Raw genomic sequence first — 21,518 nt, 5'->3', positions numbered from 1 at the left:
CGCCCGGACCATTGCCTCGGCCGCGCCCACGCGACAGCATGGGCGCATGTGGATGGCCCTGACCCGACTTCGCGAACCCATGACGCTCGCCGGCGTCTTCACGATCGGCGCCGTGTCCCTGGGCCTGCGCTTCCTGCCGCCGGACATCCTGCCGGCCGCCGCTGCGGCGCTGGGTGCGTATGCGGCGGGTTTTCTTCTGTTCGCGGTGGCACCGGACACCTGGAAGCGGTCGCGCCGGATCGCGCTGGTGGCGATGGCCGGTCTTGCGCTGCTGCTGGCCTGGCTCACACCCCGGGTCGGCACCGCGCAGGTGCTGCTGGTGGTGTGGGTGGCGTGCGCGGTCAACGTGCTGTCGCCGCGCTGGGTGATCGGCGCCGCGGTGGTGTTGAACACGGCCTTCTACACGCTGCTGGTGCACCACGACTTCGGCGCACCGGCCACGATGACGCTGATCAACATGGGCTTCCAAGCGCTCGCGGGCCTGTGCGTGCACTACGCGCGCCGTGCGGAGGATTCCCGTGACGCGCTGGCGCGCGTCAACGCGGACCTGCTGGCCACGCGCGCCCTGCTGGCCGACAGCGCGCGCGATGCCGAGCGACTGCGAGTGGCGCGCGAACTGCACGACGTCGCCGGGCACAAGCTCACCGCGATGAAGATCAACCTGCGTGCGCTGGCCAGCGATCCGGCATTGGCGGGACGCGAGGAAGTGCGCATCGCGCAGCAACTCTCCACCGAACTGCTGGACGACATCCGCAGCGTGGTGCAGGCGATGCGCGATTCGCGGGGGCTGGACCTGCAGACCGCGATCCGGGCGCTGGCGGCGCCGCTGCCGCGACCGGCACTGGACCTTCAGATCGCCGAGGGCGTGCAGATCGCCGACCCGGCGGTGGCCGAGTCGTTGCTGCGTATCGTGCAGGAGTGCCTGACCAACGCCGCGCGCCATGCGAACGCGGACACGCTGACGGTTGCACTGAAGAACGAGGACGCGGGCATGCACCTGCATATCGAAGACAACGGTCGGTTGAAAGGCCGGCTATGCGAAGGCAACGGCCTGTCGGGCATCCGCGAGCGCGTGGCGGCGATGGGTGGCGAGCTGCGCCTCGGAAGCAGCGCCACCGGTGGCTTGCGCGTGGACGTGAGGCTGCCCGCATGAGCGTGCGGGTCGCCCTGGCCGATGACCAGGCGCTGGTACGCGCCGGCCTGCGTGCCCTGTTGAAGGCGCAGCTGGTGGAGGTGGTGTTCGAAGCGGACGACGGCGCCGATCTGCTCGCCAAGCTGGAAGTGCAGCCGGTCGACGTGGTGCTGAGCGACATCCGCATGCCGGGCGTGGATGGCATCGATGCGTTGATCAAGCTGCGCGAACGCGGCGACCGGACACCGGTGCTGCTGCTGACCACGTTCGACGACAGCGACCTGCTGCTGCGCGCCACCGACGCGGGCGCACAGGGCTTCCTGCTGAAGGACGCCGCGCCGGAAGACCTGCACGACGCCATCCAGCGTGTCGCCAGTGGCGAAACACTGCTGCAGCCGGTCAGCACGGATCCGGTGCGTGCGCGTTTCCGCTTCCGCGATGAGGCACCGCCCACCGATACCTTCAGCGAACGCGAAGTCGCGATCCTGCGCCTGCTGGCCGGTGGTTACTCGAACAAGGAAATCGCCCGCACGCTGTTCCTGGCCGAAGGCACGGTGAAGAACTACGTGTCCACCATCCTCGACAAGCTCGGCACGCGCGACCGCACCCGCGCCGTGCTGAAGGCGATCACGTTGCGGATCATCTGAGGAGCGCGAATCCTGCTGTTGTGGGAGCGACGTAAGTCGCGATGCCTTTTCACTGGCGCCTCATCGCGACTTACGTCGCTCCCACAGCAAGCACCCTGATCCTTCAGAACAGTGCCAGCATTGCCGCGCCCGCAGCGAGCGCGGCCATCAGGCCCGCCGACACGCGCACCCCATAGGCGGTACCACCGCTGACCCAGGCAATGACGGACTTTGCGGTCAGGCTGGCGGCCAGCAATGCCAGCATCCACCACCGCGCTTCCGCGGCTTCCAGTCCACCGCGCGAAAACTGGTTGGCCAGCGTCGCCACCGCGGCGTGCAACTCTGCCAATGCCGACATCGCGGCGGCGGCCATGGCGCCGCGTGGACCGATCCACGCCGCCAGCGCTGCCGCGACGAAGGTCAGCACCGCCACCAGCAGTGCGAAACCCAGCGCCTGGCCGAAACGGAACATGCGGCTGTCGGAGGTCGGCGGCGTCACCGCATCGTCTTCGCCACGATGCAGGCCGAGCAGGCCGCCCGCCAGCAGCACGGCGCCGATCGCACCGAGTTCCGGCAGCAGGTCGCGCACCAGGGGTGGCGATACGGCCCACAGGATCGGCACGCAGAGGGTCAGCGACGCGAGGTTGGACAGCAGCGCTGCCGCGACCGCCGAACGCAGCAGCGCCGGCGTTTCCTTTGCGCGTTGTCCAAACCCGATGGTCGCCGCTGTCGACGACACATAGCCGGCGAAGAAACCGGCAGCGGCCACCCCCCAGCGGTTGCCGACCACGCGCAGCACCACATGGCCCAGTGCGCTGACCGCCATCACCAGCACCACCAGCTTCCAGATCGTCGCCAGGTTGATCGCGTCGAACGGGCCGATGGGACGGTCGGGCAGGATCGGCAGGATGACCAGCGCGGACGCCAGGAGCAGCAGGCCGTCGAAGACTTCCCGCTCGCTGAAGGTCTCGCGCGTGAGTTCGTGCAGCGGCTGCTTGGCGTACAGCAGCACCGCGACGACGACCGCGAGCGCGGTCGCCAGCGCCGGCGTGTGCATCGCCATGGCGCCGAGCAGGAACGTCAGCACCAGCGTCACCTCGCTGGTCAGGCCGGGATCGTGCTGGCGCGTGGCGCGGTAGCCCATGGCGGCCAGTACGCCGGTCACCCCCAGGGCGACCAGCAGGACGGGCTGCCCCAGCCAAGCCGCAACCGCGGCGCCGAGCGCCACCAGCGCATGCGTGCGCAGGCCGGCGATGCCGTGCGCGCGACCGGGGCTGCGCTCGCGCACCAGCCCGATCAGCAGGCCCAGCCCCAGGGCCGAGGACAGCGCCAGCCAGGTCTGCGGGGTCGCCTCGTCCATCCCATCCTCCCTCGTTCAGGCCCGCGAGCATAACGAATGGTCTTGCATTGGTCTCGTCAACCCGGACAATGCGCGCACCTTCGCCGTGGATCCCATCATGCCCGCTCCGTCTGCCGTCTCGCTGAGCCGCTACCTGATCGAAGAACAGCGCGCCGGCCGCATCAGCGCCGACCTGCGCCAGCTGATCGCGGTGGTGGCCCGCGCCTGCACCAGCATCTCCATCGCGGTCAGCAAGGGCGCGCTGGGCGGCGTGCTGGGCGACGCCGGTACCGGCAACGTACAGGGCGAGGCGCAGAAGAAGCTGGACGTGCTGAGCAACGACATCCTGCTGGAAGCGAACGCCTGGGGCGGCCACCTGGCGGCGTGCGCATCGGAGGAAATGGATCACAGCCAGCCGATCCCGGACGCCTATCCGCGCGGTGGCTTCCTGCTGCTGTTCGATCCCCTGGACGGCAGCTCGAACATCGACGTCAACGTTTCCGTCGGCACCATCTTCTCGGTGCTGCGTTCGCCGGATGGCGTGACGACGCCGGGCGACGAACACTTCCTGCAGCCCGGCCGCGACCAGGTCGCCGCCGGCTACTGCATCTATGGCCCGAGCACGATGCTGGTGCTCACCACCGGCAACGGCACGCACGCATTCACGCTGGACCGCGAGCAGGGCGCCTTCGTACTGACCCAGCGCGACATGCGGATTCCCGAGGAGACGAAGGAGTTCGCCATCAACATGTCGAACCAGCGCCACTGGGAAGCGCCGATGCAGGGCTATGTCGACGACCTGCTCGCCGGCAGGGACGGCCCGCGCGGCAAGGACTTCAACATGCGCTGGATCGCCAGCATGGTGGCCGACGTGCACCGCATCCTGACCCGCGGCGGCATCTTCATCTACCCGTGGGACCGCAAGGATCCGGGCAAGGCCGGCAAGCTGCGCCTGATGTACGAGGCGAACCCGATGGGCCTGCTGGTCGAACAGGCCGGTGGCGCCGCCAGCACCGGCCGCGAGGACATCCTGTCGCTGCGCCCGACCCAGTTGCACCAGCGCGTGCCGGTGTTCCTCGGTTCTAAGAAGGAAGTCGAGACCGCCGTCGGCTACCACCTGGCCCACGACACGGCGGCCGCCTGACCGGCGGCGCGGCTAGAATCCGGCGATGACGCCGAATCCTCCGCCCGCCGACTTCATCGAGGTCTATCACGACGCACTTGATGCGGAGACCTGCCGCGCCATCGTGGCGCGGTTCGATGCCAGCGGGCAGGACCAGCCCGGCCGCGTCGGCGGCGGCCTCCATCCCGAGCTGAAGCACAGCCGCGACATCAGCATCACCGGCGTGGCCGATTGGCGCGACGTGGAGCAGCGGCTGAACCTGGCGGTGCTGACCGGCCTTCAGCAGTACCTGCGCACATACCCGTTCAGCCTGATCGCGCCGCTGATGCTGCAGCAACCTGATGCCGAGGGGCACCTGCGCCGCCTGCGCTACGACGACATCGCGGCCATGGACGATGCCGCCCTGATGAAGCTGGTGATGAAGGTGTTCGTGCCTGGCCGCATCAACCTGCAGCGGTACGCGGCCGGCGAAGGCGGCTATCCGTACTGGCACTGCGAGCTGTTCCCCAAGGCGGCCGATGCAGAGACATTGCACCGCCATGTGTTGTGGACGCTGTACCTCAACGACGATTTCAGCGAAGGCGAAACCGAGTTCTTCCACCAGCAGCGCAAGATCGCGCCGCGCACGGGAAGCCTGCTGATCGCACCGACAGCCTTCACCCACACCCACCGCGGCAACCGCCCGCTGCAGGGCGACAAGTACATCGCGACGAGCTGGGTGCTGTTCCAGCGGGCGGAACGGTTGTACGGCAACCGCTGAAGTCAGTCCGTCGGTCGACGCGCGTCCAGGTCGGCACGCGCGCGCTGCAGCGCGGTCTCCGCATCGCCCACCACCATCACGCACGGCACGGCCAGCATCAGATTGAGCGGCAAGCCGAATTCCTCCAGCTCCCACCCGCTGGCATCGGTGCCGGCGCCGGCGCCCAGATACTGCGGGCAACGCCGGCGGATGCGCTCCGCCAGACTGCCGCCTTCGGGCACGTAGCCATAGACGGGCTTGCCGCGTGCGATGGCGTAGCCGACTTCGAAACAGGTGCCGCTGTCCGGCTCCGCCCCACGGAAGAAGTCGAGGTTGGCCAGCACGGCGTCGGCAGCGTCGAGCAGGCCCACGTCGGCGCGGTAGATCCAGCGTGCGGTGTCGAGCGGGTCGCCGGTCGCCTGTCCGGCCACCTGCGCATCCAGCGGGAACAGGCCTTCGAACCCGTAGCGTGCGCACAACCTTTTCAATGCTTCACCCCGCGCCACGGCATCGGGACGGAAGATGTCGGGACCGGCGAGGTACAGCGACGGAATCATCGAGGAAGGCACTGGCGGCGAAGGCCTGCATTGTCGGCATGCGGGCGCCGCGCGTGGCGTGACCGATCGTCGCAGCGCGCGATCCCGCGCTACGCTTGAACCCTCGTCAACGGCGATGCACGCGGCACGCCGACCGGCTCGAAGCCATGCGCCAGCACGATCAGTTCGCCATTCCAGTCGGCCGGAATGTCGATGCGGTAGGGCGCATCGGTCAGCGTGCCGGTGTCTTCCACCGCAGGCGCCACGGCGGTCGAGGCGTCCCGCGCGACGGCGGGCGACACCAGAAGCGACAACGCGAGCGGCAGGCAGGTCAGGCGCATGGGATCTCCGTGGGGGACGGCTGCCAGGGCGGCAAACAATCCTAGCGCGGCGTGCGGGCGCACCAGCCGTGGATCATGCCGGCCTGGTGGAAGCGCAGGGGCGACGGGAAACCGCCGGCCTCCGCCAGCGCGGCGACGCGGTCGGGCGGCAGGATGGCGACATCGCGCGCGTAGTTGGCCCGGATCTGCTCGAGCGCGCCATCGTCCAGGCCAGCCCCGGACATGGTCGCCATCCACAGCCGCAGCATCGCGGGGTAATCGGCCGCCTCGGTGTCCCACGCAAGGTCGGCCCAGGCCAGCGTGCCGCCCGCGTGCAGGCGGCGCGCGATCGCGCCGAAGAAGGCAGTGCGCGCGTCAGGATCCAGCAGGAATTGCGAAACCAGCAGGCAGGTCGCGCCATCGAATGCCGCGTCGTCCGGCAAGGTGTCGACCACGCCGGCATGGAAGGTGCAGCGGTCGGCGACGCCTTCGCGCTCGGCGCGTGCGCGGCAGGCGGCGATCATCTGTGTCGACGGGTCCAGGGCGACGAACGTCCAGCGCGGGAAGCGCCGCGCGAAGTGGGCGATCTCGGCACCGGTGCCGGCCCCCACGCACAGCACGCGCGCATCCTCCGGCAGGTCCGCGAACACCGTTTCCATCAGGAACAGCAGGCTGTCGCGGATCGGCGCCATACGCACCCAGCGCGCATCGTAGCCGGCGGCCTGCTGGTCGAAGAGGGCATCGAGTTCGTGCTGCTGCATGGCGGTCTCCGCAGGGGGTCTCATTCCACCCTACACGGGCCGTCAAGCCCGCCGTCGAGCACCGGCGTCACCACACCAGGTCGTCGGGGACCTTGAACTGCGCGTAGTAGTCATCATCCTCCGAAGTCGCCGACCCGGCCTCGGTCCCGTGGCCGTGGTCGAGCACGATCATGGCGGCATCGCGCTCCCGCACCTTGTCGGCGGCCACGCGTGGCAGCAGTTCGTAGCGGTCGTCGATACGCGCGATCACCAGCACGCCGGCCGACAGCTTCTTCTTCAGATCATCGTTGACCAGCACGGTGCGGATGGCACCGTCTGCGGTAAACCGGTATTCGATCTCGCCACTGCGCGGGACCTTGCGGTCGGTGATGATCTGCCGTGCCTGCGCGCGCAGTTCGGCGGTCCGCGCCTGCGCCTTGCGCTCGGCTTCGAGCGCGCGGTCGCGTTCGGCCTTCCCGGCACGGGCGCGTTCGGCCTCGCGCTGGATCTCGTTCGGCGCGGCTGATCCTTTGGCGTGCCGCGCCTTGTTCTGCTCGCGCGCGACCTCGGCCAGCTTGGACTTCTTGACCAGCCCGGCCTTCAGCAGTTGTTCCTGCAGGGGGTTTCCCTTCGCCATGTCGTCGGTGCTTGTGGTGTTTCGCGGCATGATACTCGCCGTTCCCGCTCGCCACCCCGTTCCGGCCCACCCCCGATGGATGCGCTGAAGTACCTCGCCGGCTACCCGCAGGACCTGCAGGCGCGCGTGCGCGCGCTGATCGCGCAGGACGGGCTGGCCCCGATGCTGGCGAAGAAGTATCCCCATGTCCATGCCATCCGCAGCGACGGCCAGCTGTACGAATACGTGCAGGCGCTGAAGGAACGGTACCTGCGGCGCTCGGTATCGTTGGGCAAGGTGGTGTACGACGGCACGTTGCAGGTGATGGAGCACGCGCTGGGGACCCACACCATTGTCTCCCGCGTGCAGGGCAGCCGGCTCAAGGCCAGCCGCGAAATCCGCATCGCCACCGTGTTCCGCGAAGCGCCCGCCGAGTTCCTGAAGATGATCGCCGTGCACGAACTCGCGCATTTCAAGGAAGCCGAACACAACAAGGCCTTCTACCAGCTGTGCACGCACATGGAGCCGGACTACCACCAGCTGGAGTTCGATCTTCGGTTGTATCTGACGCAGTTGGAGCTGGGCGCCGGAACGTAGGGTGTAGCCCGGGTAAGCGCAGCGCACCCGGGACTGCAGAAGCGATCAGAGCGGACAGCACGTCACGTGCCAGCGGCTTCTCGCCGCGGGCGACAGCACGCCACTCGCCGGTTCCCAGGCATTGACGGCTCCTGCACACCGGGCGGTCGATGCTGCACGCCCTATCGGCTGCAGACCACGGCGCCATGAAATCCCGACATCTCCGCATGGGCATCGGCTTCCTGCCGATCTTCGAGGCGAATGGCGTGCAGGCTGCGCAGATGGTGATCAAGCCGGGCGGCAGCGAGGGTGGGCCGGATAACCGTCATCGTGGCGCGGACCAATGGTTGTTCGTGGCAGCGGGCGAGGGCGTGGCGATCGTGGAAGGCGCGCGGCGACCGTTGCGGCCCGGCAGCCTGCTGCTGATCGAACGTGGCGAGCGGCACGAGATCCGCGCCACGGGCCGCACTCCCCTGAAGACGGTGAACTTCTATTCGCCCCCTGCCTACACCGCCGACGGTGAAGAGCGCTCAGCCGGCAAACCCTGAAACGACAAGAAGAGGTGACGAAGATGGACAGCCTGATGCGCAGCCTGTTCGACCTGGGCATGCCCTGGTGGGAGTTCGTCCTGCGGGCGACAGCGGTTTACGTGGTGGTGCTGGTGATGGTGCGGTTGAGCGGCAAGCGGACGGTGGGACAGTTCACGCCCTTCGACCTGCTGGTCGTGGTGTTGCTCGGCACGGCGGTGCAGAACTCGTTGATCGGCGAGGACACGTCGCTGCTGGGAGGATTGATCCTGGCCGCGACCCTGTTGGGGATGAACTGGGGCGTCGGAAAACTCTCCTCGCGCTCGCGCCGTTTCGACGAGTGGGTCGAAGGCAAGCCGGTCATCCTCGTGCGGCATGGCCACCTGTTTCGCGACGAACTCGCGCGCCAGTCGCTGAGCGAGCACGACTTCGCCATCGCGCGGCGGTCTGCAGGCTATGCCACGCTGTCGGACATCGCGCTTGCGGTGCTGGAGTCGTCGGGCGAGATCACCTTCATCCGCCGCCGGGAACCGGCCGACGACAAACCTCAGTGAACCAGGCGCGCGGCGATGCTTTCCAGATCGTAGGCGAAGCCACCGTCCGCGCACTGCACGATGTCGGCCGCTGCGGCCGCCTGCAGGAACGCGGTGGTGATCTGGTATCCGCCGGTCGATGCCGGCGCCACATGGCCGGCGATGCGCGTGTCGCGCTCGGCGTGTCCCAGCAACTCGCCGAACGCAACCACGCGCAACACCAGCGATGCCTCTTCCTGCGGCGTCAGTCCATGTCCGCCCACCTGTCGGCTGATCGCATTCATGCCGATGCAGGGCAGGTCGTCGCCGTCGTAGTCGGTGACGGGCATGGCGCCGGTCATCACGGCCTGGAACACGTCGATCCCGAACGTCAGCAAGGCGGGATCGACGGGAACCAGGTCGGCAACGCGACGCGGACCGGAGCCGGGGACGCGCGTCATGCCCGCGCCGTCAGTGCTTGCGGCCGAGCATCTGCTCACGCGCCTGCTCGGCACGCGACGCGCCGATGGCGGTCTCGACCTGCTTGACCTCTTCGGGCGGCGGCAGGACGGCTGGCATGCCGAGCGACTGGATCCACAGTTCCCGGCACCAGCCCATGGTGTGGTAGAGGTGATGGTCCTCGTCGCTTTCCACGGCCTTATACGCCGGCTCGAGCACCTTGGCCAGCTCACCACCCTGTTCGACGACCTTGCCGATCAGCTCCCAGTTCTGGTGATCCTTGGTTTCGGCCAGTACCACGCATTCCGCAGCCACCAGCTCGGCGGCCTCGGGCTTGTCGGTCTTCATCGCCATCTCGATGGCCTTGACCAGCGAGGCGCCCTGGTGCGCAACGACCGCGCGGCCCGGGGAGGCCTCTTCAGTGTCCATGCCCAGCTGTTCGAACACGCGCATGAGCACCTGTTCGTGCGTCCGCGTTTCTTCGAGGTATTCACCCCATTCCTTCTTCAGGTCCTTGTTTACCGCCGCCTTGATCGCGGCGGTATAGATCTCGATGCCGCCGCGTTCGGTCTCCAGCGCCTGCAGCAAAAGTTCGTGGACCTGTTCGGTGTTGACGTTGCGGGAACGTGCCATGGCTAGACTCCACGGGAGGAAGGAGTGTCTCTTGTAGGCCAGGCCACGCAAACATCAGGTGACGGTGACGCATGCAGCACGTTCACATCATGAAACGACCCATCGATGGCACGGTGTCGTGAACGGAACGGCGCTCATCGTGCTGGACATGATCAACCTGTTCGATTTCGAGGGCGGGACGCGCCTCGGCGCGGCCGCAGTCCGCATCACGCCGAGGATCGTGGCGTTGCGGGAACGCTTCGACGCGGCAGGCGCGCCGACGATCTACGTGAACGACAACTTCGCCCATTGGCAGGGCCATGTCGGCGACCTGGTGACCGCCTGCCGCGAGCGAGGCGGTGCCTCGGCCGCCATCGTGCAGCGGCTCGCGCCGCGTCCGCAGGACTACCACGTGCTGAAGCCCAAACACTCCGGCTTCCTGGCGACGCCATTGCCGATCCTGCTGGCGAAGCTGGGTGTACGCCGGCTCGTGCTAACAGGAGTCGCCGCCGATGCCTGCGTGTTGGCCACGGCGCAGGACGCCAACATGCGTGAGTTCGCGTTGTGGGTGCCCAGGGATGCGGTGGCCGCGATCAGTCCGGCGCGGCTGCGCAACGCGGTCGCTCTGATGTCGCACACACTCGGTGCCTGCGTGCTGACGACGCAGTCGGTGGCGAAGATGTTTCCAGAATGAGACCGGGACGGTGCGTCTTCACGACGGGGTGTCCCTACCGCATTACCATGCCGCCATGACCTCGTCGACCGCCCGCATCCGCTTCAACGCCACGCTGCAGCGCCCCGCCGAGCCAGAAGCCGCGACGTGGACCTTCCTCGTATTGCCGAAGGCGGCCAGTGCCAAGTTGCCCACGCGCAGCATGACGACAGTGGAAGGCACGTTCGCGGGCAAACCGTTCACGGCCACGCTGGAACCCGATGGCGAAGGCAGCCACTGGCTGAAGGTGGAAAAGGCACTGCGCGACGCTGCCGGCGTTGCCGCGGGCGACAAGGTCGAACTGATCGTCGCGCCGGTGAAGGAGGAGCCTGAACCCATAGTACCGCCGGACATCCGCAAGGCACTCGCCGCAGCGCCGGAGGCGAAAGCGGTGTGGACGACGCTGACCCCGGTCGCTCGCCGCGACTGGATCCACTGGATGACGTCAGGCAAGAAGGCCGAGACGCGCGTGAAACGCATCGCTACCGCCTGCGACATGCTCGCTTCCGGCAAGCGCCGTGCCTGCTGCTTCGATCGCTCGGGCATGTACAGCAAAGGCAACATGGGCGCGCCGACCGCGGCCGAATGATGCAGCGGCCCCGTGGCCTGCCGTCGGAAAAAAGAAGGCCCGCATGCGCGGGCCTTGCTTTCTTCCGGCCATGCAACGCCGGTTACTTCAGGCCGCGATGCTCCAGCAACGGTTCGACGCTCGGATCCTTGCCGCGGAATGCGCGATAGGCCTCAGCCAAGTCGCGCGAGTGGCCGATCGACAACACCTTGTCGCGGAAGACCTGCCCGTTCTCGCGGGTCAGGCCACCGTGCTCGCGGAACCACTGGAAGGCGTCGTGGTCCAGCACTTCCGCACCGAAGTAGGCGTAGTAGCCGGCCGCGTAGCCGCCACCCCAGATGTGGCTGAAGTAGCTGGTGCGGTAGCGCGGTGGCACCGCCGCCAGGTCGACCTTGTACCTGGCAAGTGCCTGCTTCTCGAACGCATCCACGTCCTGCTGGCCGCCGCCGGCAGGCAGCGTGTGCCACGCGAGGTCGAGCAGGGCCGCCGACAGGTACTCGGTGGTCGCGTAGCCCTGGTTGAAGGTGCGCGCCTTGACGATCTTGTCGACCAGCGCCTGCGGCATCGCCTCGCCGCTCTGATAGTGCTTGGCGTAGTGGGCGAACACCTTCGGGTCCAGCGCCCAGTGCTCGTTGAACTGCGACGGGAACTCGACAAAGTCGCGCGGCACGTTGGTGCCGGCCACGCTGGGGTACTGCGTCTTCGAGAAGAAGCCGTGCAGTGCGTGGCCGAATTCGTGGAACAGCGTGGTGACGTCGTCGAAGCTCAACAGTGCGGGCTGGCCGGCGGCGGGCTTGGTGAAGTTCTCCACGTTGTAGACCACCGGGATGTCGCCGGTCAGGCCGTTCTGCTCGACGAAGTTTCCCATCCACGCGCCGCCCTGCTTGCTCTCGCGCTTGAACGGATCCAGGTAGAACAGCGCCAGCTGCTTGCCGTCCGCATCCATGATGTCGAACACGCGTACGTCCGGATGGTAGACCGGGATGTCCTTGCGCTCCTTCGCGGTGATGCCGTACAGCTGGTTGGCAGCGAAGAACACGCCGTCCTTCAACACGCGGTCCAGCTCGAAGTAAGGCTTGATCTGCGACTCGTCCAGGTCGAACTCGGCCTTGCGCACCTGCTCGGCGTAGAAGTCCCAGTCGGCCGCGCCGGCGGTGAAGCCGCCCTTCTGCGCATCCACCACGCCCTGGATCTTGGCGAGCTCGGCACGCGCCCGCGCGGTCGCGGCGGGCACGGTGTCGGTGAGCAGCTTCAGGGCGACCTCGGGCGTGCCGGCCATCTGGTCGGCGATGCTGTAGGCGGCATAGTTCGGGAAGCCGAGGAGCTGCGCCTTGCGCGCGCGCAGTTCGGCCAGGCGCTGGATGGTCGCGCGGGTGTCGTTGCCGTCGCCCTTCTCGGCGCGGCCCAGCGAGGCGGCCATCAGCTGCTCGCGCAGCGCACGGTCCTTCAGCGAGCCCAATGCCGGCTGCTGGGTGGTGTTCTGCAGGCTCAGCAGCCACTGGCCGTCCTTGCCTGCGGCCTTTGCCGCATCGGCAGCGGCGGCGATCGCGCCTTCGTCCATGCCGCCCAGCTTCGCCTTGTCGGTGACGAACACGCCGCCGGCGTTGCCGGCCGCCAGCAGCTTGTTGCCGAAGGCGGTGGTCAGCGAGGATTCCTCGCTGTTGAGCTTGCGCAGCTCGGCCTTGTCGGCGTCCGACAGTTGCGCACCGGCGCGCACGAAGCCGTCGTAGGTGTGTTCGACGACGGTCTTCTGTTCCGGCGTCAGGCCGAGCGCGTCGCGCTGGTCGTAGACCGCCTTCACGCGGGCGAACAGCGCGGGATCCAGGTGGATGCTGTCGCTGTGCTCGGCCAGCTTCGGCGCGAGCGCTTCCTCGGCGGCCTGCAGCGCGGGATTGGTGTTGGCGCCGGTCATCGCGAAGAACAGGCTGGTCGCGCGCGTCAGCAGCGTGCCGCTGCGCTCCAGCGCCTCGAAGGTATTCGCGAAGGTGACCGGCTCGGCGTTGTCCGCGATCTTGCGCACCTCGGCCAGGTGCTGGCGCATGCCTTCCTCGATGGCGGGCTGGTAGTCGGCGTCCTTGATCCTGTCGAACGGCGGCGCCTGGAACGGCAGCGTGCTGGCGGTGAACAGGGGGTTTTCGCCCTGGGCGGGTGTGGTGGCGGTGGCGGGCATGGCGGTTTCGGAAGCGGGGCGGTCGCCGCAGGCGGACAGGGCGACGGCGATGGCGGAGGAAAGCAACAGCGTACGCAGCATGGAGAACTCCGGAAACGGACTTCGACGGGATCGCCCGTCACGGTGGTGGACCGGGGCATAGCGTGCGCCTGCACGCGCGGCTTGGCGAGTGCCGGCCGACCGCGGTCGCATCCACGCGCCCCTGCGCACCGTAAGGGCCCCGCCAGACAAATGCGTTATCCTCCCCGCCCCCCGCAGGAATCCATGCGATGAACCCGTCCGACGACAATCCCGGCAAGGTCACCCAGGCGCAGGCCGAGGATGCGGTACGCGTGTTGCTGGAGTGGGCGGGCGAAGATCCCACGCGCGAAGGCCTGCTCGATACGCCCAAGCGCGTGGCCAAGGCCTACCGCGACTGGTTCAGCGGTTACCAGATGGATCCGCGCGAGTACCTGGCGCGCACCTTCGAGGAAGTCGCCGGCTACGACGAGATGATCGTGCTGCGCGACATCGAATTCGAAAGCCACTGCGAACACCACATGGCGCCGATCATCGGCCGTGCCCACGTGGGCTACCTCCCGGCCGGCAAGGTGGTCGGCATCAGCAAGCTGGCGCGCGTGGTGGACGTGTACGCGCGCCGCTTCCAGGTGCAGGAGAAGATGACCGCGCAGATCGCGCAGTGCATCCAGGACGTGTTGCAGCCGCGCGGCGTGGCCGTCGTGGTCGACGGCGCGCACGAATGCATGACCACCCGCGGCGTGCACAAGCGCGGGGTCAGCATGGTGACCAGCAAGATGCTGGGCACCTTCCGCGAGGACGCGCGCACCCGCGCGGAATTCCTGCGCTTCATCGAGACGGGCCACGGGAAGCGTTGAGTGCGTGTGGCTGTTGTAGGAGCGACGTAAGTCGCGACCGCATGATGTCACTGTCCATGTGCTTGCTCATCTTGAGGAATCAACCTTCCTGTAGCCTGAAGGTGCCCGGTCGCGACTTACGTCGCTCCTACAGTGAAGCGAAGCCATGAATGCCTGCCCCTGTGGCACCAGCCGCGACTACGCGGCCTGCTGCGGCCGCTATCACGGCGGTGAGCCCGCGCCTGATGCCGAAGCGCTGATGCGCTCGCGCTACAGCGCCTTCGTCACCGGCAACGCGGACTACCTGCGTACGACCTGGCATCCCGACACGCGGCCAGACGAAATCGGCCTGGACGCCCCCGGTGCACCGAGGACGACGTGGCTCGGGCTCGCGGTGAAATCGCACCGCATCACTGGGCCGGACACTGCCGAAGTCGAGTTCGTCGCCCGCTACCGCATCGGCGGCGGCAGTGCGGTGCGCCTGCAAGAGCGCAGCCGCTTTGTCCGCATCGGCGGGCGATGGCTGTACGTGGATGGCGAGCACCGGTGATGTCGAGCCCTCCTCCCCGTCACGCGAGGGGAGTTGTCTCGTCGTGCGGGTGGCTTGAGTAGCAAGGCGCATCTGCGTCCTTCTCCACGCGAGGCGGGGAGAAGGTGGCCGGAGGCCGGATGAGGGGCGCGCGCCGGCGGTGAAGCGCGTGTGCCCGTCTAGTGAGATCGCCTCTTGCCGGAGCGCGGATGCCGGCAACATCGTGTCTCCGTTCGCCCCTCCCCCGCCTTCGGCATCCTCTCCCCGCTTCGCAGGGAGAGGGAAAAAGCGCTCAACCCTTCGGCTTCTCCAGGTAATCCAGGGTCACCTGCAGCAGCGCACGCAGGCCGATGTCGAGCGAGGATTCGTCCAGCATGAACTCCGGCGAGTGGTTGCTCGGTGCGGTGACCGGATCGATGCCCTTGGCCGTGCTGCCGACGAAGAAGAACATCGACGGCACTTCGCGCGCATAGAACGAGAAATCCTCCGCGCCCATCTGCAGGCCCGGGGTGATGACGTTGTCCGTGCCCACGACGGCCTGCAGGCTGGGCAGCATCTGCGCGGTGAGCTCGGGGTTATTGACGGTGACGGGATTGCCGTCGTTGTCGGGCACGCTGGCTTCCACCTTCGCGCCGTGCGCGGCGCTGACGTGGGTGGCGACGCTCTTCAGGTCGGCGAAGATCTTCTGCCGCATGCCTTCGTCGAAGGTGCGGATGGTGCCGACCACTTCGACGTCGTCGGGGATGATGTTGTAGCGGATGCCGCCCTTGATCGCGCCGAAGCTCACCACCGCGGGCAGCTTGGAGATGTCGGTGCGGCGGCTGACGATGGTCTGGGTGGTGCCGATAACATCGGCCATCGCGACGATCGGGTCCACGCCGCCCCACGGCCGCGAGCCGTGCGTCTGCCGGCCGATGACCTTCAGGGTGAAGCTGTCGGACGCCGCCATCAGCGGGCCCTGGCGCACGCCGATCTGGCCGGCCGGAATCGACGAGAACACGTGCAGGCCGAACACCGCCTCGGGCTTGAAGTCCTTGAACACGCCTTCCTTCAACATCAGCTCCGCGCCCCCTTCCTCGCCGGCCGGCGCGCCTTCCTCGGCGGGCTGGAACACCAGCAGCACTTCGCCGGGCAGCGTGTCCTTCATGCCGACCAGCGCCTTTGCCACGCCCAGCAGGATGCCGGTATGCGCGTCGTGGCCGCAGGCATGCATCACGCCGACGGTCTCGCCGCGGTAGGTCGATGTCGCCTTCGATGCGAACGGCAGGCGGTTGCGCTCGGTGACCGGCAGCGCGTCCATGTCGGCGCGCAGGGCGATGCGCGGGCCGGGCCTGCCGCCCTTGATCACCGCGGTGACGCCGTGGCGCGCGATGCCGGTGCGCGGCTGCAGGCCCAGCTTGCGCAGTTCCTCGGCCACGCGCTTCGACGTCTGCTCCTCGCGGTTGGACAGCTCCGGGTACTGGTGGAAGTGCCGGCGCCAGTCGATCACCTGTTGCTGCACGGCCTTGCCTGCGGCGGCGACTTCCGGCCGTTGCGTGGGCGCGGCATCCTGCGCGGCGGCGGGCAGGGCGCAGGCGAGGGCGAGCAGGGAAACGGCGAGAGGACGTGCGTGGCGCATCGGGTCGGCTCCTGGAGGCAAGCCCCGATGCTAACGCCTGCGTCGCGACGGCGCGCATGCCACCTTAGAATGCGCAGGCGTTCCGTGTGGCCGATCACGGCTGGCGACGCCTCCGCTCCCCGCCGGAACCACCATGCCCGATCTCGCCCTGCAGGTGCTCTTGCTGCTGTTCCTCGCCGCGATGCTGGCAGGTTTCATCGATGCCATCGCCGGTGGCGGCGGCATGATCACCATTCCCGCCATGCTGCTGGCCGGCATCCCGCCGCTGCAGGTGCTGGGCACGAACAAGCTGCAGTCGCTGTTCGGCTCGGGCTCGGCGAGCTGGGCCTACGCGCGCCATGGACACGTCGACCTCAAGGGCCAGCTGCCGATGGTGCTGACCGCGGGGCTCGGCGCCGTCGGGGGTGCATTGCTGGCCACGATCATCCCGGTGGATTGGTTGAAGTGGGCGCTGCCGTTCCTGCTGGTCGGCATCGCGGTGTACTTCGGCATGAAGCCCGACATCGGTCACGTGGACCGGCACCAGCGCATGCGCCCGCAGGTGTTCGCGCTGACCTTCGTCCCGGCGATCGGCTTCTACGACGGCGTGTTCGGCCCGGGCACCGGCTCGTTCCTGATGCTGGGCTTCGTCGCGCTGGCCGGCTTCGGCATCCTCAAGGCCACTGCACACACCAAGTTCCTCAACTTCGGCTCCAACCTCGGCGCGTTCGGCGTGTTCCTGCTGCACGGCGCGGTGTTGTGGAAGATCGGCCTGCTGATGGGCGCAGGCCAGTTCCTTGGTGCGCAGCTGGGCTCGCGCTTCGCGATGAAGCAGGGTGCGCGGATCATCAAGCCGCTGCTGGTCACCGTGTCGATCGCGCTGGCGATCCGCCTGCTGGCGGATCCGCAGCATCCGTTGCGGGTGTGGACGGGGTTCTAACCCTTCTCCCCGCGCGGCGGGGAGAAGGTGCCCGGAGGGCGGATGAGGGGCGAGCGCGATACTTCGGTTGCAGCCTGCGCATGTCGCACTCGGCGGCTTCGTCGCCCCTCACCCGCCTTCGGCACCCTCTCCCCGCAGGCGGGGAGAGGGCGACATCAAGGCGAGCGCAGGTAATCCAGCGCCACCTGCAGCATCGCCTGGCTGCCGGTCTGCAGCGCCTGTTCGTCGAGCAGGAACTGCGGCGAATGATTGATCGGTGCGGTAGCCGGATCGATCCCCTTCGACGTCGAGCCGACGAAAAAGTAGAAACCGGGTACCGTGTTGGCGAACTGCGAGAAGTCTTCGGCCACGGTCACCAACGGCATCTCGACCACGTTCGCCGCGCCCACCGCCTTCTCCAGCGACGGCCGTACGCGCTGGGTGAGCGCAGGCTGGTTGATGGTGGCAGGCGCGTTGTTGGCGACCTTCAGTTCGGCGCTGCCGCCACTGGCGTGCGCGTAGTCGTCGGCGATGCGACGGAAACGCGCGATCACGTCCTCGCGCACGGTCGGGTCGAAGGTGCGCAGCGTGCCGACCAGGGTCGCTTCGTCCGGAATGATGTTGAAGCGCACGCCGGCCTGGAACTGGCCCGCGGTCAGCACCACCGGGCTGGTGGCGATGTTCACCTGCCGCGCGATCATGCTCTGCGTGCCCAGCAGGATCTGCGCGCCCAGGGTGATCGGGTCCACGCCATCCCACGGCCGCGAGCCATGCGTCTGCTTGCCCTTCACCACCAGCGACCACTCGTCCGCCGCCGCCATCAGCGGCCCGCTGCGATAGCCCACGCTGCCGACCGGCAGGCCGGCCCAGACGTGCAGGCCGAACACGGCATCGGGGGTGAAGTCCTTGAACACGCCGTCCTGCAGCATCAGCGCCGCGCCGAACACCGCGCCCGCGACCGGCGGGCCCTCTTCCGCCGGCTGGAACACGAACATCACTTCGCCGGCGAGTTCGTCCTTCGCGGCGACGAGCGCCTGCGCCACGCCCATCAGGATCGCGACGTGCGCATCGTGGCCGCAGGCATGCATCACGCCGACCGGCTGGCCACGATATTCGGCTTTCACCTTCGACGCGAAGGGCAGGCCTGTCTGTTCGGTCACCGGCAGCGCGTCCATGTCGGCGCGCAGGGCGATGCGCGGGCCGGGTTTCGCGCCCTTCAGCACAGCGACCACGCCGGTCTTGCCGACGCCGGTGCGCACCGTGAGGCCGAGCGAGCGCAGATGATCGGCGACCCGCTTGGCGGTGCGCGTTTCCTGTTCGCCGAGTTCGGGATGCTGGTGGAGGTCGCGCCGCCACTGCACGAGCTGGGGCTGCGCACGCTCCAGCGCCGCGAACGCCGTGGAGTCCTGTGCCTGCGCTGCGTCCGTGCCTGCCAGCGAGACAGTCGCGACGAGCACGGCGGCGAACAAACGATGGGCGCGAAGCATGGCGGCATCCGGGACAGGCGGGGAGCACGATGCTAGCCCGGGCGGCGCGTGCGTCCAATGGCGAATCACCATGAGCGCATGCGTGCGCGCGGCTCGCATTCGCCACGCGCGCGTGGCAGGCTCGCAGGCCACTGGAGAGCGCCCCCGCCCATGACCCGCGACGCCGATCCCGCTTCTTCCCGTCCGCTGCAGGGCGATGCCGCGCTGTTGCGCGCGGTGGGCAGCCTGGCGCTGGCCGCGGCCGTCATCAACATCATCGTCGGTGGCGGCATCTTCAAGATGCCTGCGGCGCTGTCGGCGCAAGTCGGCGCCGCCGCGCCGCTGGCGTTGCTGGCCGGTGCCGTGGTGATGGTGCCGGTGGCGCTGTGCTTCGCCGCCATCGGCAGCCGCGCCTCCGCCACGGGCGGGCCCTACACCTATGTCAGCGCGGTGTTCGGCACGCTGCCGGGCTTCCTGGCCGGCGCGCTGATGTGGATCTGCAACGTGGCCTCCAGTGCCGGTGTCGCCGCGGCGCTGTCGCTGCAGGCCGCCAGTCTGTGGCCGCTCTTCGACGCGCTCCTGCCGCGCGCGCTGCTGCTGCTGGGCGTCTACGCCGCGATCTATGTGCTCAATGCCTTCGGCGTGAAGCTGGGTGCACGCGCGGTGATGACGTTGGCGACGTTGAAGCTGGTGCCGCTGTTCCTGCTGGTGATCGTTGGCCTGGCCTTCGTCGATACCTCGCACGTCAGCTTCGCCTTCGCCGACGTGCCCTCGTGGACCGCGCTGGGCGCGGCGATGGTGATGGTGGTGTTCGCGTACTCCGGCGTGGAAACGGCGCTGATTCCCGGCGGCGAAGTACGCGACCCTTCGCGCAGCGTACCGCGCGCGGCATTGAGCGCCATCCTGCTGGTGGTGCTGCTGTACCTCGGCCTGCAGATCGTCTGCCAAGGGGTGCTGGGACCGGCCCTCGCGACCAGCAGCGTGCCGATCGCCGAAGCCGCGGGCCGGTTGTGGGATCCGGCGCGCATCGCCCTGCTGGTGACCGCGTGCATCTCGATGGCGGGCTTCCTGCTGGGCAACCTGCTGGGGTCGTCCCGGCTGCTGTTCGCGCTGGGGCGTGATGGTTACCTGCCGCAGGCCTTCGGTCGCGTCAGCGCCAGCCATCGCGTGCCGCTGCTGGCGCTGGCCACGCATGCCGGTATCGCCTGCCTGCTGGCAGTGGTCGGCAACTTCGAAGCCCTGGTGCTGATTTCCGGCGGCGCGGTCTGCCTGGTGTACGTGATGGTCTGCGTGGCCGCCTGGCGGGCGCAGCGCACCGACCTGCGCGAGCGTGGTGCGCCGTTCGTGTTGCGCGGCGGTCCGCTGGTGCCGGGGCTGGCGGTGGTTGGCATGGTCGCCATCCTCACCACGTTGAGTACGCGCGAGTGGACGGCGATCGGCGTGGCGGTGGTGGTGTTGGCCGCGATCTACGCGGTGCTGGTCGGGCTTCGGCGGCGCGTGGGCAGCTGAGTTCCAGACGAGGCAGGAAGGCTGATTGTGGGAGCGACGTAAGTCGCGAGCTCTTCCTCTGGTAGCACCAAAAGTTCGCGACTTACGTCGCTCCCACATCGGGTATTCCTACTCCGGGCAGCCTAGCGGAACACCACCGTCCGGTGCCCGTTCAACAGGATGCGGTGCTCCACGTGGCGGCGCACCGCGCGAGCCAGCACCAGCGATTCGATGTCGCTGCCCATCCGCACCAGTTCCTTAGGCGTCATCGCGTGGTCCACGCGCGCCACGTCCTGTTCGATGATCGGACCTTCATCGAGGTCGCGCGTGACGTAGTGCGCCGTCGCGCCGATGATCTTGACCCCGCGCGCGTGCGCCTGGTGGTACGGCTTGGCGCCCTTGAAGCTGGGCAGGAAGCTGTGGTGGATGTTGATCGCCCGTCCGGCCAGCGCATCGCACAGCGTCGGCGAGAGGATCTGCATGTAGCGCGCCAGCACGACCAGGTCGATCCGTTCGCGCTCGACCAGGTCGATGATGCGGTGCTCCTGCTCTTCGCGGTGTTCGGCGGAGACCGGCAGGTGGTGGAAGGCGACGCCGTACGACTGGGCGAGCGGCGCGAAGTCGGCGTGGTTGGACGCGATGCAGGCGATCTCCACCGGCAATTGCCGGCTGTGCACCCGGAACAGCAGGTCGTTGAGGCAGTGACCCTGCTTGCTGACCAGCACCATCAGTCGCGCCTTGCGACTGGCGTCGTGGAGCTGCCAGTCCATGTTGAAGATTTCCGCGAGCGACGCGAAGCCTTCGTGCAGCACATCGATCTCGGTCGCGCCCGGCACGTCGAAATGCACGCGCAGGAAGAAGCGCCCGGATTCGTCGTCGCCGAACTGTTGCGCGTCCAGGATGTTGCAGCCGGACTCGTACAGGAGACCGGTCACGCGATAGACGATGCCGGTGGTGTCCGGGCAGGAGAGGGTCAGGATATGGTCGCGGCGCATGCGGGGTTCGGATCGGGGGTCATTCGCAGCGTGCGGCGGTGATGCGGTTCTGCGCGTCGATGTAAACGCGCAGGCGGTCGTTGCGGGTGTCTTTCTTCACGGCCGTGGTGGGGCCGATCGGGTTGACCAGACCCGCGCCGCTCTCGCTCGACAGGCGCTTCAGCGTCGCTTCGTCCGCCGGTTGGCCCACGGCCCAGTCCAGCGAGGCATCGCGGCAGCTGCCGTTGCCGGCGACCTGCGGGCCGGGCGTGCTGACGCAGGCGGACAAGGCCAGGGAACCGGCAACGATGCCGAGGCTGCGACAGAAGCAACGAAGGGACGGACGGGGGAAAGCCATGGCAGCGTCTCCGGGGCAGTGAGGAT

General features: G+C 68.2%; 25 protein-coding genes. 13 read left to right on the top strand and 12 right to left on the bottom strand.

Going from position 1 to position 21,518, the window contains the following annotated elements; translation table 11 throughout:
• The first annotated feature begins 46 nt into the window (after positions 1–46).
• Both CYU89_RS02655 and CYU89_RS02650 read left to right on the top strand, forming a co-directional pair.
• A complete protein-coding gene (locus CYU89_RS02655) occupies positions 47–1,153 on the top strand; it encodes a sensor histidine kinase (RefSeq protein WP_296278669.1) in 1,107 nt (368 codons plus the stop codon).
• Positions 1,150–1,779, top strand: coding sequence for a response regulator transcription factor (locus CYU89_RS02650; protein WP_296278668.1), 630 nt, complete (start codon positions 1,150–1,152; stop codon positions 1,777–1,779). The genes CYU89_RS02655 and CYU89_RS02650 overlap by 4 nt, the downstream gene beginning before the upstream one ends.
• Positions 1,780–1,882: 103 nt before the next feature.
• On the opposite strand, the gene CYU89_RS02645 is transcribed toward CYU89_RS02650, so the two are convergent.
• Entirely contained in the window at positions 1,883–3,118 is a 1,236-nt protein-coding gene (locus CYU89_RS02645) for a DUF4010 domain-containing protein (protein ID WP_296278667.1), read from the bottom strand.
• 97 nt (positions 3,119–3,215) lie between these two features.
• Here CYU89_RS02645 and CYU89_RS02640 point away from each other — a divergent pair, with 97 nt between their 5' ends.
• Positions 3,216–4,241, top strand: a complete 1,026-nt coding sequence (locus CYU89_RS02640) for a class 1 fructose-bisphosphatase (RefSeq protein WP_296278666.1) — start codon at positions 3,216–3,218, stop codon at positions 4,239–4,241.
• 25 nt (positions 4,242–4,266) lie between these two features.
• Positions 4,267–4,980 (top strand): 2OG-Fe(II) oxygenase, encoded by a 714-nt coding sequence (locus tag CYU89_RS02635; protein WP_296278665.1) that lies wholly within the window; start codon positions 4,267–4,269, stop codon positions 4,978–4,980.
• 2 nt (positions 4,981–4,982) lie between these two features.
• Here the strand turns inward: CYU89_RS02635 and CYU89_RS02630 are convergent, their stop codons facing one another.
• The 4 genes from CYU89_RS02630 to CYU89_RS02615 form a co-directional block, all read right to left on the bottom strand.
• On the bottom strand, positions 4,983–5,516 hold the full coding sequence (locus CYU89_RS02630) for a nucleoside 2-deoxyribosyltransferase (RefSeq protein ID WP_296278664.1): 534 nt from the start codon (positions 5,514–5,516) through the stop codon (positions 4,983–4,985).
• 89 nt (positions 5,517–5,605) lie between these two features.
• Positions 5,606–5,836 carry a hypothetical protein gene (locus CYU89_RS02625; protein WP_296278663.1) on the bottom strand — a complete coding sequence of 77 codons (231 nt, stop codon included), beginning with the start codon at positions 5,834–5,836 and terminating at the stop codon, positions 5,606–5,608.
• 41 nt (positions 5,837–5,877) lie between these two features.
• Positions 5,878–6,576, bottom strand: a complete 699-nt coding sequence (locus tag CYU89_RS02620) for a class I SAM-dependent methyltransferase (RefSeq protein WP_296278662.1) — start codon at positions 6,574–6,576, stop codon at positions 5,878–5,880.
• Positions 6,577–6,643: 67 nt separating this feature from the next.
• Positions 6,644–7,192: a DUF2058 domain-containing protein gene (locus CYU89_RS02615; RefSeq protein WP_296278661.1), complete on the bottom strand. Its 549-nt coding sequence runs from the start codon at positions 7,190–7,192 to the stop codon at positions 6,644–6,646.
• Positions 7,193–7,267: 75 nt separating this feature from the next.
• Here CYU89_RS02615 and CYU89_RS02610 point away from each other — a divergent pair, with 75 nt between their 5' ends.
• The 3 genes from CYU89_RS02610 to CYU89_RS02600 all read left to right on the top strand — a co-directional run bounded on the left by CYU89_RS02610 (position 7,268) and on the right by CYU89_RS02600 (position 8,828).
• On the top strand, positions 7,268–7,768 hold the full coding sequence (locus CYU89_RS02610) for a M48 family metallopeptidase (protein WP_296278660.1): 501 nt from the start codon (positions 7,268–7,270) through the stop codon (positions 7,766–7,768).
• Between the two features lie 185 nt (positions 7,769–7,953).
• Positions 7,954–8,295 carry a cupin domain-containing protein gene (locus CYU89_RS02605; RefSeq protein ID WP_296278659.1) on the top strand — a complete coding sequence of 114 codons (342 nt, stop codon included), beginning with the start codon at positions 7,954–7,956 and terminating at the stop codon, positions 8,293–8,295.
• A 35-nt stretch (positions 8,296–8,330) separates the two neighbouring features.
• Positions 8,331–8,828: a YetF domain-containing protein gene (locus tag CYU89_RS02600; protein ID WP_296278773.1), complete on the top strand. Its 498-nt coding sequence runs from the start codon at positions 8,331–8,333 to the stop codon at positions 8,826–8,828.
• Here the strand turns inward: CYU89_RS02600 and CYU89_RS02595 are convergent.
• Together CYU89_RS02595 and CYU89_RS02590 are read right to left on the bottom strand one after the other, a co-directional pair.
• On the bottom strand, positions 8,822–9,247 hold the full coding sequence (locus tag CYU89_RS02595; protein WP_296278658.1) for a hypothetical protein: 426 nt from the start codon (positions 9,245–9,247) through the stop codon (positions 8,822–8,824). The two genes, CYU89_RS02600 and CYU89_RS02595, sit on opposite strands and share 7 nt — an antisense overlap.
• Positions 9,248–9,257: 10 nt before the next feature.
• Positions 9,258–9,878 carry a hypothetical protein gene (locus tag CYU89_RS02590; RefSeq protein ID WP_296278657.1) on the bottom strand — a complete coding sequence of 207 codons (621 nt, stop codon included), beginning with the start codon at positions 9,876–9,878 and terminating at the stop codon, positions 9,258–9,260.
• Positions 9,879–9,996: 118 nt separating this feature from the next.
• On the opposite strand from CYU89_RS02590, the gene CYU89_RS02585 reads away from it, so the two are divergent.
• The gene (locus CYU89_RS02585) at positions 9,997–10,551 is read left to right on the top strand and encodes an isochorismatase family cysteine hydrolase (RefSeq protein WP_296278656.1); all 555 of its coding nucleotides are present in this window, start codon (positions 9,997–9,999) and stop codon (positions 10,549–10,551) included.
• Positions 10,552–10,606: 55 nt separating this feature from the next.
• A complete protein-coding gene (locus tag CYU89_RS02580) occupies positions 10,607–11,158 on the top strand; it encodes a YdeI/OmpD-associated family protein (protein WP_296278655.1) in 552 nt (183 codons plus the stop codon).
• A gap of 82 nt (positions 11,159–11,240) precedes the next feature.
• On the opposite strand, the gene dcp is transcribed toward CYU89_RS02580, so the two are convergent.
• A complete protein-coding gene (gene dcp / locus CYU89_RS02575; RefSeq protein ID WP_296278654.1) occupies positions 11,241–13,388 on the bottom strand; it encodes a peptidyl-dipeptidase Dcp in 2,148 nt (715 codons plus the stop codon).
• A gap of 188 nt (positions 13,389–13,576) precedes the next feature.
• Here dcp and folE point away from each other — a divergent pair, with 188 nt between their 5' ends.
• Positions 13,577–14,182, top strand: coding sequence for a GTP cyclohydrolase I FolE (gene folE, locus CYU89_RS02570; RefSeq protein WP_296278653.1), 606 nt, complete (start codon positions 13,577–13,579; stop codon positions 14,180–14,182).
• A gap of 145 nt (positions 14,183–14,327) precedes the next feature.
• Positions 14,328–14,711, top strand: coding sequence for a YchJ family metal-binding protein (locus CYU89_RS02565; protein WP_296278652.1), 384 nt, complete (start codon positions 14,328–14,330; stop codon positions 14,709–14,711).
• A 271-nt stretch (positions 14,712–14,982) separates the two neighbouring features.
• Here the strand turns inward: CYU89_RS02565 and CYU89_RS02560 are convergent, their stop codons facing one another.
• Positions 14,983–16,308, bottom strand: a complete 1,326-nt coding sequence (locus CYU89_RS02560) for a M20 family metallopeptidase (RefSeq protein ID WP_296278651.1) — start codon at positions 16,306–16,308, stop codon at positions 14,983–14,985.
• 133 nt (positions 16,309–16,441) lie between these two features.
• Here CYU89_RS02560 and CYU89_RS02555 point away from each other — a divergent pair, with 133 nt between their 5' ends.
• Entirely contained in the window at positions 16,442–17,227 is a 786-nt protein-coding gene (locus CYU89_RS02555; protein ID WP_296278650.1) for a TSUP family transporter, read from the top strand.
• A gap of 155 nt (positions 17,228–17,382) precedes the next feature.
• Here the strand turns inward: CYU89_RS02555 and CYU89_RS02550 are convergent, their stop codons facing one another.
• Positions 17,383–18,693: an amidohydrolase gene (locus CYU89_RS02550; RefSeq protein ID WP_296278649.1), complete on the bottom strand. Its 1,311-nt coding sequence runs from the start codon at positions 18,691–18,693 to the stop codon at positions 17,383–17,385.
• Between the two features lie 150 nt (positions 18,694–18,843).
• On the opposite strand from CYU89_RS02550, the gene CYU89_RS02545 reads away from it, so the two are divergent.
• Positions 18,844–20,181 (top strand): APC family permease, encoded by a 1,338-nt coding sequence (locus tag CYU89_RS02545; protein ID WP_296278648.1) that lies wholly within the window; start codon positions 18,844–18,846, stop codon positions 20,179–20,181.
• Between the two features lie 122 nt (positions 20,182–20,303).
• Here CYU89_RS02545 and purU read toward each other — a convergent pair whose 3' ends face one another.
• Positions 20,304–21,155 (bottom strand): formyltetrahydrofolate deformylase, encoded by an 852-nt coding sequence (gene purU, locus CYU89_RS02540; RefSeq protein WP_296278647.1) that lies wholly within the window; start codon positions 21,153–21,155, stop codon positions 20,304–20,306.
• 19 nt (positions 21,156–21,174) lie between these two features.
• A complete protein-coding gene (locus CYU89_RS02535; protein ID WP_296278646.1) occupies positions 21,175–21,492 on the bottom strand; it encodes a hypothetical protein in 318 nt (105 codons plus the stop codon).
• Between the last annotated feature and the right edge of the window lie 26 nt (positions 21,493–21,518).

The organism is Pseudoxanthomonas sp., assembly GCF_002863005.1.
Taxonomy (GTDB): Bacteria; Pseudomonadota; Gammaproteobacteria; order Xanthomonadales; family Xanthomonadaceae; genus Pseudoxanthomonas_A.
This window is presented reverse-complemented; position numbering and strand designations above follow the sequence as displayed.

Bases quoted from the DNA above. Each gene is read 5' to 3' on its own strand.
- CYU89_RS02590 (WP_296278657.1), bottom strand. From the start codon at position 9,878: ATGGCACGTTCCCGCAACGTCAACACCGAACAGGTCCACGAACTTTTG.
- folE (WP_296278653.1), top strand. From the start codon at position 13,577: ATGAACCCGTCCGACGACAATCCCGGCAAGGTCACCCAGGCGCAGGCC.
- CYU89_RS02640 (WP_296278666.1), top strand. From the start codon at position 3,216: ATGCCCGCTCCGTCTGCCGTCTCGCTGAGCCGCTACCTGATCGAAGAA.
- CYU89_RS02650 (WP_296278668.1), top strand. From the start codon at position 1,150: ATGAGCGTGCGGGTCGCCCTGGCCGATGACCAGGCGCTGGTACGCGCC.
- CYU89_RS02625 (WP_296278663.1), bottom strand. From the start codon at position 5,836: ATGCGCCTGACCTGCCTGCCGCTCGCGTTGTCGCTTCTGGTGTCGCCC.
- CYU89_RS02655 (WP_296278669.1), top strand. From the start codon at position 47: ATGTGGATGGCCCTGACCCGACTTCGCGAACCCATGACGCTCGCCGGC.
- purU (WP_296278647.1), bottom strand. From the start codon at position 21,155: ATGCGCCGCGACCATATCCTGACCCTCTCCTGCCCGGACACCACCGGC.
- CYU89_RS02635 (WP_296278665.1), top strand. From the start codon at position 4,267: ATGACGCCGAATCCTCCGCCCGCCGACTTCATCGAGGTCTATCACGAC.
- CYU89_RS02620 (WP_296278662.1), bottom strand. From the start codon at position 6,576: ATGCAGCAGCACGAACTCGATGCCCTCTTCGACCAGCAGGCCGCCGGC.
- CYU89_RS02605 (WP_296278659.1), top strand. From the start codon at position 7,954: ATGAAATCCCGACATCTCCGCATGGGCATCGGCTTCCTGCCGATCTTC.
- CYU89_RS02645 (WP_296278667.1), bottom strand. From the start codon at position 3,118: ATGGACGAGGCGACCCCGCAGACCTGGCTGGCGCTGTCCTCGGCCCTG.
- CYU89_RS02610 (WP_296278660.1), top strand. From the start codon at position 7,268: ATGGATGCGCTGAAGTACCTCGCCGGCTACCCGCAGGACCTGCAGGCG.
- CYU89_RS02615 (WP_296278661.1), bottom strand. From the start codon at position 7,192: ATGGCGAAGGGAAACCCCCTGCAGGAACAACTGCTGAAGGCCGGGCTG.
- CYU89_RS02535 (WP_296278646.1), bottom strand. From the start codon at position 21,492: ATGGCTTTCCCCCGTCCGTCCCTTCGTTGCTTCTGTCGCAGCCTCGGC.
- CYU89_RS02630 (WP_296278664.1), bottom strand. From the start codon at position 5,516: ATGATTCCGTCGCTGTACCTCGCCGGTCCCGACATCTTCCGTCCCGAT.
- dcp (WP_296278654.1), bottom strand. From the start codon at position 13,388: ATGCTGCGTACGCTGTTGCTTTCCTCCGCCATCGCCGTCGCCCTGTCC.
- CYU89_RS02560 (WP_296278651.1), bottom strand. From the start codon at position 16,308: ATGCGCCACGCACGTCCTCTCGCCGTTTCCCTGCTCGCCCTCGCCTGC.
- CYU89_RS02565 (WP_296278652.1), top strand. From the start codon at position 14,328: ATGAATGCCTGCCCCTGTGGCACCAGCCGCGACTACGCGGCCTGCTGC.
- CYU89_RS02555 (WP_296278650.1), top strand. From the start codon at position 16,442: ATGCCCGATCTCGCCCTGCAGGTGCTCTTGCTGCTGTTCCTCGCCGCG.
- CYU89_RS02545 (WP_296278648.1), top strand. From the start codon at position 18,844: ATGACCCGCGACGCCGATCCCGCTTCTTCCCGTCCGCTGCAGGGCGAT.
- CYU89_RS02595 (WP_296278658.1), bottom strand. From the start codon at position 9,247: ATGACGCGCGTCCCCGGCTCCGGTCCGCGTCGCGTTGCCGACCTGGTT.
- CYU89_RS02580 (WP_296278655.1), top strand. From the start codon at position 10,607: ATGACCTCGTCGACCGCCCGCATCCGCTTCAACGCCACGCTGCAGCGC.
- CYU89_RS02600 (WP_296278773.1), top strand. From the start codon at position 8,331: ATGCGCAGCCTGTTCGACCTGGGCATGCCCTGGTGGGAGTTCGTCCTG.
- CYU89_RS02550 (WP_296278649.1), bottom strand. From the start codon at position 18,693: ATGCTTCGCGCCCATCGTTTGTTCGCCGCCGTGCTCGTCGCGACTGTC.